This window comes from Frateuria aurantia DSM 6220, from assembly GCF_000242255.2.
Lineage (GTDB): Bacteria > Pseudomonadota > Gammaproteobacteria > Xanthomonadales > Rhodanobacteraceae > Frateuria > Frateuria aurantia.
On record NC_017033.1, the window covers coordinates 407,766 to 420,120 of the forward strand.

Annotated in this window: 11 protein-coding genes, 1 other RNA gene and 1 riboswitch; of the genes, 6 read left to right on the forward strand and 6 right to left on the reverse strand. The window is 65.7% G+C overall.

Going from position 1 to position 12,355, the window contains the following annotated elements; translation table 11 throughout:
• Positions 1–4: 4 nt before the first annotated feature.
• From metE to FRAAU_RS01765, 4 genes are all read right to left on the reverse strand, one after another.
• Positions 5–2,275, reverse strand: a complete 2,271-nt coding sequence (gene metE, locus FRAAU_RS01750; RefSeq protein ID WP_014401851.1) for a 5-methyltetrahydropteroyltriglutamate--homocysteine S-methyltransferase — start codon at positions 2,273–2,275, stop codon at positions 5–7.
• Between the two features lie 203 nt (positions 2,276–2,478).
• Positions 2,479–2,695, reverse strand: a riboswitch (cobalamin riboswitch).
• A 175-nt stretch (positions 2,696–2,870) separates the two neighbouring features.
• Positions 2,871–3,866, reverse strand: a complete 996-nt coding sequence (dusB, locus tag FRAAU_RS01755; RefSeq protein ID WP_014401852.1) for a tRNA dihydrouridine synthase DusB — start codon at positions 3,864–3,866, stop codon at positions 2,871–2,873.
• 82 nt (positions 3,867–3,948) lie between these two features.
• Positions 3,949–4,521 (reverse strand): methyltransferase family protein, encoded by a 573-nt coding sequence (locus FRAAU_RS01760; RefSeq protein WP_014401853.1) that lies wholly within the window; start codon positions 4,519–4,521, stop codon positions 3,949–3,951.
• Positions 4,522–4,664: 143 nt separating this feature from the next.
• On the reverse strand, positions 4,665–5,972 hold the full coding sequence (locus FRAAU_RS01765) for a NupC/NupG family nucleoside CNT transporter (RefSeq protein ID WP_014401854.1): 1,308 nt from the start codon (positions 5,970–5,972) through the stop codon (positions 4,665–4,667).
• Positions 5,973–6,149: 177 nt separating this feature from the next.
• On the opposite strand from FRAAU_RS01765, the gene FRAAU_RS01770 reads away from it, so the two are divergent.
• Positions 6,150–6,788: a LysE family transporter gene (locus FRAAU_RS01770; RefSeq protein WP_014401855.1), complete on the forward strand. Its 639-nt coding sequence runs from the start codon at positions 6,150–6,152 to the stop codon at positions 6,786–6,788.
• Between the two features lie 3 nt (positions 6,789–6,791).
• Here FRAAU_RS01770 and FRAAU_RS01775 read toward each other — a convergent pair whose 3' ends face one another.
• Positions 6,792–7,151 (reverse strand): YraN family protein, encoded by a 360-nt coding sequence (locus tag FRAAU_RS01775; RefSeq protein ID WP_014401856.1) that lies wholly within the window; start codon positions 7,149–7,151, stop codon positions 6,792–6,794.
• A complete protein-coding gene (locus FRAAU_RS01780; protein WP_014401857.1) occupies positions 7,148–9,013 on the reverse strand; it encodes a penicillin-binding protein activator in 1,866 nt (621 codons plus the stop codon). The genes FRAAU_RS01775 and FRAAU_RS01780 overlap by 4 nt, the downstream gene beginning before the upstream one ends.
• Before the next feature lie 96 nt (positions 9,014–9,109).
• Between FRAAU_RS01780 and rsmI the strand changes: the two genes are divergently transcribed.
• The 5 genes from rsmI (at position 9,110) to ftsL (ending at position 12,353) form a co-directional block, all read left to right on the forward strand.
• The gene (gene rsmI / locus FRAAU_RS01785; RefSeq protein WP_014401858.1) at positions 9,110–9,946 is read left to right on the forward strand and encodes a 16S rRNA (cytidine(1402)-2'-O)-methyltransferase; all 837 of its coding nucleotides are present in this window, start codon (positions 9,110–9,112) and stop codon (positions 9,944–9,946) included.
• Positions 9,947–9,986: 40 nt separating this feature from the next.
• Positions 9,987–10,360: RNase P RNA component class A (gene rnpB, locus FRAAU_RS16720), an RNA gene on the forward strand.
• A gap of 292 nt (positions 10,361–10,652) precedes the next feature.
• Positions 10,653–11,099, forward strand: coding sequence for a division/cell wall cluster transcriptional repressor MraZ (mraZ, locus tag FRAAU_RS01790; RefSeq protein ID WP_014401859.1), 447 nt, complete (start codon positions 10,653–10,655; stop codon positions 11,097–11,099).
• A 25-nt stretch (positions 11,100–11,124) separates the two neighbouring features.
• Positions 11,125–12,084 carry a 16S rRNA (cytosine(1402)-N(4))-methyltransferase RsmH gene (gene rsmH / locus FRAAU_RS01795; protein WP_014401860.1) on the forward strand — a complete coding sequence of 320 codons (960 nt, stop codon included), beginning with the start codon at positions 11,125–11,127 and terminating at the stop codon, positions 12,082–12,084.
• Positions 12,081–12,353: a cell division protein FtsL gene (ftsL, locus tag FRAAU_RS01800; RefSeq protein WP_014401861.1), complete on the forward strand. Its 273-nt coding sequence runs from the start codon at positions 12,081–12,083 to the stop codon at positions 12,351–12,353. The genes rsmH and ftsL overlap by 4 nt, the downstream gene beginning before the upstream one ends.
• Positions 12,354–12,355 lie beyond the last annotated feature (2 nt).

Consider the following 12,355-nt stretch of genomic DNA (forward strand, 5'->3'; position numbering starts at 1 on the left):
GCTGTCAGGCCGGCGGCAGTGTCGCGCGCAGCTGCCGCGCGGCATCCACCATGTGTCGCAGGGCCGGTTCGACCTGGTCCCAGTCACGGGTTTTCAGGCCGCAGTCGGGGTTGACCCACAGCTGTTCAGGGCGCAGCACGCGCAAGGCCCGTTGCAGCAGTTCCAGCATCTCCTCGCCGGAAGGCACCCGCGGCGAATGGATGTCGTATACGCCGGGACCGATGGCGGCGGGATAGTCAAAGGCCTGGAAGGCTTCCAGCAATTCCATCCGCGAGCGGCTGCTCTCGATCGAGATCACGTCCGCATCCAGGGCGGCGACGGCAGGCATGATCTCGTTGAATTCGCTGTAGCACATATGGGTATGGATCTGGGTCCGGTCCTGCGACCCGCCGGCGGCCACCTTGAAGGCATGCACGGCCCAGTCGAGGTAGGCGGCATGTTCGCAGGCGCGCAGGGGCAGGCCTTCGCGAAGGGCCGGTTCATCGATCTGGATTACTCCGATACCGGCCTTTTCCAGGTCATGGACCTCGTCGCGCAAGGCCAGGGCCAGTTGCAGGCAGATTTCCGCGCGCGTCAGGTCATCACGGACAAACGACCACTGCAGAAGGGTGACCGGACCGGTCAGCATGCCCTTGACCGGGCGGGAGGTCAGCGATTGCGCATACGTGGCCCAGGCCACGGTCATCGGTCGGGGGCGGGCGATATCGCCCCAGATGATCGGAGGTTTGACGCAGCGTGAACCATAGCTCTGGACCCAGCCATGGCGGGTGAAGGCAAAGCCCTCCAGTTGTTCGCCGAAATATTCGACCATGTCGTTGCGCTCGGGTTCGCCATGTACCAGCACGTCCAGGCCGATGTCTTCCTGGAAGCGGATGACCCGTGCCACTTCATCGCGCAGCAGGGCCTGATAGCCGAGGTCATCGAGCTGGCCGCGACGATGTCCGGATCGGGCCCGGCGCAGGGCCGCTGTCTGCGGGAAAGAACCGATGGTGGTGGTGGGCAGACTCGGCAATGCCAGCGCCTCGGCCTGGACGGCGCGTCGATGGGTGACATCGGAGCGGCGCAAGGCGGCCTGGGGGCTGAGTGCCGCCACCCGGGTCCGGACCTGTCGGCGTTGTACCCCGGTGGCTTGCGGCCGGCGTGCGAGCACCTCGGCCTGTGCCCGCAAGGCCTGCTCCGCGGCGGCATCGCCGGCGAGCCAGTCCGCGTAATGGCGCAGTTCCTGCAGTTTCTGCCGGGCAAAGGCCAGCCATGGCTTGAGGCCTGCCGCCAGCTGACGCTCTTGTTCGACGTCATAGGGCAGGTGTAGCAGTGAACAGGATGGCGCCAGCCACAGCCGCCCGGCCTGCCGCCACTCATGGAGTTCGTGCAGCAAGGCCTGCACCCGTTCCGGCTGACTGCGCCAGATGCCGCGGCCGTCGATGATGCCCGCCGAGAGCACTCGGTCACGGGGCAGGGTCTGCAGCAGGGTGGCCAGTTGTTGCGGGCCGCGAACCAGGTCCAGATGAATGCCGTCCACAGGCAGACTGGCCGCCAGTTCTGGATCGCAGCCGCCGAAATACGTCGCCACCAGCAGGCGAGGCGAAGGACCGCGAGCCAGGGTTTCATAGGCCTGGCGATAGGCGAGGGCAAGTGCCGGATCCAGATCGGTGACCAGCAGGGGTTCGTCCAGCTGGACCCACTCCACGCCGGCCTCGGCCAATTGCGCCAGCCATTCGAGATAGACCGGCAGCAGTCTCGGCAGCAGGTCCAGCGGGTTGCTGCCGTCGGTGCACTTGGACAGTTTCAGGAAGGAAACCGGGCCCAGCAGCACCGGTCGGGCCTGATGGCCGGCGGCCCTTGCATCGCGCCATTCGGCCAGTGGCTTGTCACCGCGCAGCCGGAAGTCCTGTCCGGCCTGCAGTTCGGGGACCAGATAGTGGTAATTGGTATCGAACCATTTGGTCATTTCCAGGGCGGGACCGTCGGCACTGCCGCGGGCCATGGCGAAATAGCCGGCCAGCGGATCGCGCTCGAAGCCTTCGCGATGGCGTGCCGGAATGGCATCGAAGAGCACGGCCTGGTCCAGGACATGATCGTACAGCGAGAAGTCGTTGACCGGGACGCAGTCGATGCCCAGATCGGCGGCCTGTTGCCAGTGACGTCGGCGCAGCTCTTCGGCGGCAGCCAGCAGGGTTTCGGCCTGGCCCGGATCGCGCCAGTAGTTTTCCAGAGCTGTTTTGAGTTCGCGGCGGCGCCCGATGCGCGGGAAGCCGAGATAGGTGGTGATGTTCATGAATGATTCCTCGTTGCGACAGACAGGCAAAGAGGAACGAAGGGCCGTGCAAGCCGGCACGGGCCGGCTCGCAAGGTCGACCTTCGCCCCCGCGGGCGAGCCGGCAGCATGCGCGGGCAGACGAAGACCTCCCCACCATCAGGGCAGGAAGGGCCGGCCAGCCCCCGCGGGCTCCCAGGTCGGACCGGACGTACGGTGAAAACCGGGACGTCCAGGTTGCGGCAGGTCTTCGGGCTCCCGGACATGGCAAAAGTGATGCCGCCTAGTGTTCGCCGCTTCCCGGGGTGGATTCCAGTGCGGATGGCGAAGTTCGTTTCCGGATACCGCTGCGGGGCAGCGCCGGATTCACACCGGCTTCCCTTTTAATTTCATCTCATCATTCGGATGAAGAGATGAAAACCAGCAACGGGCGAACGATAGTCCGCCCCGCGGGGGAAGTCAATCGCTGCCTTCAAGTCGACATCCAGCCATCCAGATGTCTTCAAGTCATGCATATGAGGAGGTTTTCCGCCTGTCGGCGGCTGTGTGCCGATACGGCGTGCTCTGGCCCTCGGGGCCCTGCTGCAGGCCCTGTGCGGGGAGGGGGGCGCAGGGCTCAGGCGGTCTGGAGCGTGGCCTGATCGCCGGCGGCCAGCGCCTGAAAATAGTGGTCGGCACAGCGCAGCTGCGCTTCAGCGGTTTCGGCACGGTTGACCACGGCCCTGAAACCGGCGTTTTCAGGCCTGTCCTTGGCATACCAGCCCAGATGCTTGCGGGCGATCCGTACACCGGTCTCTTCACCATAGAAGGCGTACAGCTGCAACAGATGTTCGTGCAGAATGGCTCCCGCCTCGGCAGGCGAGAGTGGCGGCAGCTCCTTGCCGGTCGCCAGAAAGTGGCTGATCTCGCGGAATATCCAGGGCCGGCCCTGCGCCGCCCGACCGATCATCAGACCATCGACGCCGGTGGCATGCAGTACCGCCCGGGCCTTGCGGGCATCGGTGATGTCGCCGTTGGCGAGCACCGGGATCGCGACGGCCTGCTTGATCGCGGCGATGGTCGCGTATTCGGCCTCGCCGGTGTAGTGCTGGTCGCGTGTGCGGCCATGCACGGCCAGCGCGGCAATGCCGCTGGCCTCGGCGATGCGGGCCACCTGCAGGCCGTTCACGTTTTCATGATTCCAGCCCGTCCTGATCTTCAGGGTGACGGGAACATCCACGGCGGCGACCACGGCTTCCAGAATGCGGCCGACCAGCGCCTCGTCCTGCAGCAGGGCCGAACCGGCCCAGACATTGCAGACTTTTTTCGCGGGACAGCCCATGTTGATGTCGATGATCTGGGCGCCGTGGTCCACATTGTAGCGGGCGGCATCGGCTAGATAGCGCGGATCGCCACCGGCGATCTGGACGCCTACCGGATCCGGTTCGCCGCGGTGATCCATCCGCCACAGGCTCTTCCGGGTATGCCACATCCGCGGATCGGAGGTGGTCATCTCCGATACGGCATAGCCTGCCCCCAGCCGCTTGCACAGCAGCCGGAAAGGCTTGTCGGTGACGCCTGCCATGGGTGCAAGGACCAGGGCCGGGGCGATGGAATAGGGGCCGATATGCATGCAGGAGAGACGCGGAGGGTGGATTCGAGGCTCTTCAGTATAGCTCGCGCGCTCCGTCACCCCCGGTCGGGTGGTGGCAGGTTCAGCAAAGGCCGGGCAGCAGGCGCCAGGTATGGCGGCAATAGACGCGCCAGGTTTCACCGAAGGCCTGCCTCAGCGCCTTTTCCTCGACATGGATGCGGTAGATGAAGGCGGGCAGTGCGGGCAGCCAGGCCAACTGCATGGCCACGATGTGGCCGGTGCTCAGGCCCAGCCCGATCAGCGCCAGCAGGGCGCCGCTGTAGGAGGGATGACGGACGAATCGGTAAGGGCCGCTCTTGATCAAGGGCTGTTCGGCATGAATGGCGACATTCACGGTGAACCAGCGCCCGATATGGCAGATGCTGTACCAGCGCAGGACCAGTCCGGCGACCAGCAGGAGCATGCCGATGTCGAGGGGCCACGTGCCTGGCAGCCGCCACTGCGGAAGGGCGGCGGCAGCCCACTGGGCGAGCATCAGCGAGACGGGGACCAGAATCCAGAACCCGAGCAGGGAGCCGCGATCCAGGCTTGCGCGGGAGCTGCGTGAATGCCGCCGCAGGGCCAGCCATGCTTCACTCAGTCCGAAGACGCCACCCAGCAGGGTCGGCAGTGGCGCATATATATGGATCGACATGGGATGAAGCTCCTGGGGCGATGGCAGCAGTGTGCGGCCCGGGAGACCCTGTCGGCAGTGGCAGCCCTCAGTTCCTGCGGATGACGGTTGTCACCCTCGGCGATCCCGGAGACGCATCGGTATCGCCGAGGGTGGGGGCCGGCTTACAGGGTTTCCAGCACGCCGGCGATGGTGGCCGTCATGAAGGTGGCCAGCGAGCCGCCCAGCACCGCACGCAGGCCCAGGCGGGCCAGATCCTGGCGCCGTTCGGGCGCGAGCCCGCCGATGCCGCCCAGCTGAATGGCGATCGAGGAAAAATTGGCGAAACCGCACAGCGCATAGGTGGCGATCAGCTGGCTCTGGGGCAGCAGCTTGTCCAGATGGGTGGACAGATCGGCATAGGCGACGAACTCGTTCAGGACCACCTTTTCGCCGATCAGGCTGCCGACCAGGGTGGCATCCTGCCAGGGTACGCCGATCAGCCAGGCCACCGGCGCCAGCAGCCAGCCGAACAGGGTCTGCAGGCTCAAGGCCACCGGGTGACCGGCATGGGCGGACAGCCAGGCATTGAGGCTGCCGCCGGCCCAGTGGGTCGAGCCCAGCCATTGGATGGGGGCATTCAGCAGGGCGATCAGAGCGACAAAGGCCAGCAGCATCGCGCCGACGTTCATGGCCAGACGCAGCCCGTCGGCGGCGCCGTTGGCGGCGGCATCAATGATGTTGGCGGTATTCTTCTCGACTTCGATCTTGACCGTGCCCCGCGTCAGCGGCTCGCCGGTCTCGGGCACCAGCAGTTTGGCCAGCATCATCGTGGCGGGGGCCGCCATGATGCTGGCGGTCAGCAGATGCTTGGCGAAGAACAGCTGTCGGGCCGGGTCATGGCCCCCCAGCATGCTGACATAGGCCGCCATCACGCTGCCGGCGATATGGGCCATGCCGCCGATCATGACGGTCATCAGTTCGGATTGGGTCATGCGACCGATATAGGGCTTGATGGTCAGCGGCGCCTCGGTCTGGCCGATAAAGACGCTGGCACAGACGCTGGTGGTCTCGGCGCCGGAGACGCGCATGGCCTTGGTGATGACCCAGGCCATCCACTTGACGACCAGCTGCATCACCCCGAGGTGGTACAGCACGCCGGTCAGCGAGGCGAAGAAGACGATGGTGGGCAGGACCTGCACGGCGAAGATGTAGCCGACATGCTCGCTGTCCAGCAGGCTGCCGAAAATGAAGGCCGAGCCCTGGTGGACATAATCCAGCAGCTTGACGAAGCCGGTGGCGATGGCATCGAACACCTCCCGTCCGCCGGGCAGCTTCAGCACGGCCGTAGCGAACAGGATCTGCATGATCACGCCGGTGCCGATCAGCTTCCAGTCGACGCGACGCTTGTTGTTGCAGAACAAAAATGCGATGCCGATCAGCACGGCCAAGCCGAACAGACCAAACATCACATGGCCGAGGGTTGCTAGCATGCGTGGAGTTCCCTGAGAAAACGCGGGGCACTCGCCCGGCGGATAGATGCGCAACCGGCAAGCCTAGTTGAGTGACTGTCCCGCGGCAAGAACGAGATGCGGGGTTTTGTATCCCGATGTGATATGGATCGATCCAGAGATGGCGCGGGCAACGCGCATCTCTTGAGGAGGATGGCAATGGGTTTCTTTCTGACCGTGGCCCTGGTGCAGCTGATTGCCTTGCTGAGCCCGGGACCGGATTTTCTGTTTGTCAGCCAGGGGGCGGCCCGACATTCGCGACGGGTCGCGATGGCCGGCGTGGTGGGCATCACTCTGGGCGTGGCTTTCTGGTCGGGGCTGGCGCTGGCCGGCCTGCATCTGCTGTTTCAGCGACTGGCCTGGTTGCAGCGGGCGGTCAGTCTTGCCGGTGGCCTGTACCTGATCTGGATCGGCCTGCAGATGTTGCGGGCGGCCTTGCGCCGGCCGGTCCAGGTCTCTGATGGCGAGCTGGCTCCGCTGCTGCCGCGCAGTGCCGGCAAGGCCTTGCGTCAGGGCCTGCTGACCAATCTGGCCAATCCCAAAGTGGTGATCTACTTCGGCAGCATCTTTTCGGCTTTCGTAGGCGGGCACAGTGCCGTGGCAGTGCGCTGGGAGTTGTGGCTGCTGGTGGTGCTGGAGACTCTGGCCTGGTTCAGCGTGGTCGCCATCGTGTTCGGCCTGCCCGCCATGCGGAGCTGGTACGCGCGGATGGGGCGGGTGCTCGATGGTGTGGCCGGCGCGGTGTTCGGCCTGTTCGGGCTGGAGCTGCTGTGGCGGGCGCGTCAGGTGGCGGGCTGAGCCTCAATCGGCTTCGAACGCGGCGCGGATCCACTGCAGCGAGCCATGCCCGGCAGGGCCTTCGACGCTGACTACGTCGAAGCGGCAAGGCTGACGGGACAGCTGGGGATTCTGCTGCAGCCACAGGGCGGCGGTGCGGACCAGGCGCTGCCGCTTGGTGGCGGTGATGCTTGCCGCTGCCCCGCCGTGACTGGCTTGCCGCCGCATCCGCACTTCGACAAAGACCAGCTCGGCGCCGTCCTGCATGATCAGGTCCAGTTCGCCATGTCGTGAGCTGAAGTTGCGGGCCAGCAGGCGCAGGCCATGCCGTTGCAACTCGGCGCAGGCGCGCTGTTCCGCGGCCTGGCCGAGTTGCCGGCTCATGGTCCGGACGTATCCAGCGGCTGGGCCGGCGGCGCGGCGGTAGCTGGCGTCGCCGGAGGCAGGGTATGGATATCCAGGGTACCGCCGATCGGATGGGCCAGGCCGTTGTCGAAGCGGGCCCAGATCAGTCGCCGACTGATCCGGCCCAGCCGGTCGGCCGTCAGCTGGCCGCTGGCGCCCGGCAGATAGCTGCCGGGGTGCGAGCGCATCCAGTCCAGATAAGGCACCAGTGACCAGGCATCCATGCCGAAGGCGAACAGCCGGGCTGCCGAGCCGCGCGCCGTGGGCAGCAAGGCCGCCAGAGAGGCATGGCTGGGCAGGCCGGCCTGGGCATCGAACAGCCAGGGGGCATCACTGAATTCCACGCCGTTCAGATCGCCATCGGCACCGGCGTTGTCGCTGCCGCCGAAGACGTGCGAGGTGGCGTATACCGGCAAGGCGATCCGGGCCAGATGCAGCTGCGGCAGCAGCAGCCGGGCGGATTCGGCCCGCATGCTGATGAACAGGCCGGCGGTGGCTGCCGGCGCCGGCTCGGCGCCGGCACTGCCCGGGGACGATGTCGGCTGCAACGGCATGCCCATGCCATGGATCAGCGAAGTGTAGTTGACGCTGCCGCTGGTCAGAGTGGACATGCCTTCGATCTGGCCACCCTTGGCGGTGAACTCCGCCTTGAAGGCGCTGGCGGCGCGCTGGGCAAAGTCGGCATCGGACACGATCACCCAGGCCTGGTGCAGGCCGGCTTCCAGCATATGATCGGCCGCCTGGCTGCCTTCGGTTTCCGGCAGCAGGCCGAAGGTGCTGGTATTGGCCGGTGGCGGCGTCTGGTCCGGCAGGTAGTTCAGCGACAGGACCGGGACCGGCAACTGGCGCTGGCCCAGCACGGCGCTGACCGCATCACGGGCCAGCGGACCGACGACCAGCCGGGCACCGTCATGCACTGCCTGCTGGTAGGCGGCCACGCTGGAGGCGGGGGTATTGCCGCTGTCATAAGTCTTGACCAGGGGGCGAGGCGCATGGTTGCGCGCGGCCTCTTCGTAGCCGGCGAAAAAACCTTCCCGGATGGCATTGGCGGCACCGGCGGCAGGGCCGCTGGCCGGCAGCAGCAGGGCGACCTGGGAGGGCATCAGATAGCCTTCGCGAACACTGGCCTGGTCACCTGCAAGCAAGGTTCCCACCGGCTGGCCCAGAGCGTCGCCATGGGTGTCGATGCCCATCTGGCTGAGCGCCTGCAAGGTCCAGGGCTGCATGGTGTCGGCCGGCTGCAAGGCCTTGGCGCGGGCTTTCAGCGCCTCCGGCCCCAGTCGCATCAGCAGGCTGATGAGGGCCTGCCGGTTCTGGCTCTGGTCCAGCCCCTCCAGGCTGTTGTCGAGCATGGCGCGGTTGCGCGCGGCCAGCCAGTAGTCGCCCGAGGCTTCCAGTGCGCGGGCGCGCAGTTCCTGCAGGCGCGGCAGCCATTGTGCCGGCACGGACAGATTGGGCTGGTCGGTCAGGGCCAGAGCCCGGGGCGTATTGTGTTGGCTCAGGGCCAGTTCGGCCTGCAGCAGGTCAAGATGCACCGCGTCGCCGCTGTCCAGTCGCTGGCGCTGGATGTTCTGCAGCAAGGGCGCGGCCAGCCCCAGCTGCCCTTCCTGGCGGTAGACTTCGGCGGCTTGCAGCCGGTAATGATCGGGCTGTCCGCTGCTCTCGGCCAGGCCCAGATAAGTATGGATGGCGTCGTCGAACTGTCCTTCGGCCGCGAGTTCGCGCGCGTGGCCTGCCGTCTTGAGCTCGGCGGGGGAACGGGTGGTTGCACTCGGCACGCAGGCCGTGAGCAGGGCAGTGGGCAGCAAAACAAGCGCTGCCGCGCGATATAGGCGGCGCATCGGAGAGTCCTTGCAGATGATCGATTATCGTTGCGGTCGGCAATTGCGCGATGATAGCCCATCAGGCCGCAGGTACGCGGCATATCGGAGTTGCGGATGTCCTCTATTCAGTCCGGCTGTCTGTGGGTGGTCGCCACCCCCATCGGCCATCGCGATGATATCTCGGCGCGAGCGCTGGAAGTGCTGGCCCAGGTCTCGCTTGTCGCTGCCGAGGATACCCGGCACTCCCGCCCGCTGCTGCAGCATTACCGGATCGACACGCCCTTGCAGGCCTTGCATGAACACAATGAGCGGGAACAGGCCGAGCAACTGGTGGCGCGAATGCTGGCCGGCGAATCGATCGCGCTGATTTCCGATGCCGGCACGCCCTTGATCAGCGACCCCGGTTTCCGGCTGGTCCGTGCGGCGCGGTCGGCAGGGATCCGCTGCATTCCCGTGCCTGGTGCCTGTGCCGCGATCGCGGCACTTTCGGTGGCCGGCCTGCCCAGCGACCGCTTCGTGTTCGAGGGCTTTCTGCCGGCCAAGGCCGCGGCGCGCCGCAGTCGCCTGCAGACCTTGCAGGGCGAATCGCGGACCTTGATCTTCTACGAGTCCTCGCATCGGGTGCTGGAAAGTCTGCAGGACATGGCGGTCGTGCTGGGGGGCGATCGCGAGGCGGTGCTGGCCCGGGAGCTGACCAAGCTGTTCGAGACCGTGCTGGGCCAGCCGCTGGGCGAACTGGTCGAGCGGGTTCGCACCGACCCGGACCAGCAGCGCGGCGAATGCGTGATCCTGCTGGCGGGTGCGGGCGATGATGTCGATGCGCGTCTGGGGGAGGGGCGACGGGTCTTCAACCTGTTGCGTGAAGAGCTGCCGCCGGCCAAGGCCGCCAAGCTGGCGGCGGCGATCAGCGGTGCGCCGCGCAAGGCCTTGTACGGCAGCGAAGGCGATTGACGCTCGTGCCGGCAGGGCGCTTGCTGTACACTGCCGGCGCGGAGTCGGCCGGACAGTCGCGTGTGCCTTCGGGTACTCGAGGAAAGTCCGGGCTCCACAGGGCAGGGTGCCAGGTAACGCCTGGGCGGTGCAAGCCGACGGCCAGTGCAACAGAGAGCAGACCGCCGATGGCCGCCATCCTCGTGATGACGGATCAGGCAAGGGTGAAAGGGTGCGGTAAGAGCGCACCGCGCGCGGGGACAACGTCGCGTGGCACGGTAAACCCCACCCGGAGCAAGACCGAATAGGGGAACGATAACGCGGCCCGCGTTGTTCCCGGGTAGGTTGCTGGAATCTGGCGGTGACGCCAGGTCGAGATGAATGACTGTCGCGTCGCAAGACGTACAGAACCCGGCTTACAGGCCGGCTCCGCACTTCATTGTTTTGTGACGCCCGTCCCGCTTTCAGCGGGCGGGCGTCATGCGTCCGGGGTTTTCGCTGAACGTGGATTCAGACCCCGCCGGCACCGGTTTGCCGCAAAATTTTGCCGCATCCAAAAAATCTCTTTGTTTCAAGCGGTTTACACGCATTCCTGAGACTATGCGCGAATTGTCGTCAGTGGCTCTTTCTCCTTGATTCACAAGCGAAAATCCCTTGACAGTGGCAGGGGGTCCGACTATCGTGGATTTCAGTGTGAATTAGTGGAATTTTGTGGAGTAAGCGCCGCGTGTTTCAAGGTGAGACCGCCATTACCGTCGACGACAAGGGTCGACTGGCTATCCCGACCGCTTATCGGGAGCTGGTGGCGGAGACCTGCGGCAATGTGCTGGTGCTTACCTACAACCCCTTCGAGTCCGGCTGCCTGTGGCTGTTTCCGCTGGCCGAGTGGGAGCGGGTGCGTGATCAGGTCAATGCGCTGCCCAGCGTCAAGGCCGTGCATCGAAATCTGCAGATGAAACTGGTGGGTGCGGCGGCGCGTATCGAGCCGGACAGCGCTGCAAGAATCCTGCTGCCGGCCAGTCAGCGGGCGGCGGCCGGGATCGAGAAAAAGGCTGTATTGCTGGGGATGGGTGGCAAGTTCGAGTTGTGGAGCGAGCTCGCGCATCTGGCCAAGATCCGCCAGACGATCAGTGAAGACGAAATCAGTGACGAGATGTCGGGGCTGCAGCTGTAAGGCTGCGGTGCCGCGGATGAAAACGATGATGAACAAGGCGGGGTGTGGCGTGGCCGAGCCGTTGCGGCATATCCCGGTGATGCTGGGCGAGGCAGTGGAGGGGCTCGCTGTGCAAGCTGACGGGCGCTATCTGGATGGTACTTTCGGTCGCGGCGGTCACGCCCGCGAAGTGCTGTCGCGTCTCGGGCCCGAAGGTCGCCTGCTGTTGATGGACCGTGATCCGCAGGCGATTGCCGCGGCGCGGGAGGCCTTTGCCGATGATCCGCGGGTCAGCATCCGGCATGCCAATTTCTGCACGCTGGGCGAATGGGAGCTGGCTCGCGAAGGGCTGGACGGCATTTTGCTGGATCTGGGCGTGTCTTCGCCCCAGCTTGATGAGTCGGCCCGAGGGTTCAGCTTTATGGCCGATGCACCGCTGGACATGCGGATGGATCCGACCCAGGGCGAGAGCGTGGCCGATTTTCTGGCCCATGCCGATGAAGCGCGTATCGCCGAGGTGCTGTGGCAGTACGGTGACGAGCGCTTCAGCCGCAAGATCGCCCGTCGTATCGTGGAGCAGCGAGGCGAGCAGCCACTGCAACGGACCTCCGAACTGGCCCAGCTGATCGAAAAGGCCATTGGTCGCCGCGAACCGGGCAAGCATCCGGCGACCCGCAGCTTCCAGGCGCTGCGCATTCACGTGAATGCCGAGCTGCAATCGCTGCAGGACGGGTTGCAGGCCGCCATGTCCTGCCTGAAACCCGGTGGGCGCTTGTCGGTGATCAGCTTCCATTCGCTGGAAGACCGGATGGTGAAGCGTTTTATCCGTGACCACGAAGGCAGGGTCCAGGGCAGTCGCCGCGGCCCGCCTCCGGCGGCCAGTGCGGCTGAACTGCGTGCCGTCGGCAAGGCGCAATTTCCCTCCGAAGCCGAAGTGGCCCTCAATGTCCGTTCGCGTTCGGCCGTGCTGCGGGTGGCCGAGCGTGTCTGCGGAGAGGGTCCATGAAAGTGGTGGGCAGCCTGATCCTGAGCATGATGCTGCTGGCCGTGATCGGCTCGGCCATCACCTTGGTCTGGGCTCGCCAGGAAAGCCGGGTGCTGTTCGTGCAGTGGAACAAGCTGCAGAACGAGCGTGACGCCCTCAATGTCGAATATGGCCGGCTGGAATTGCAGCAGGCGACCGATGCCGAGCCGCGGGTCATCAATCAGGAGGCGCGCGGCCGGCTGGGCATGGTCGATCCGCGGCCGCAAGACATCCAGCTGGTGCATCTGTGAAG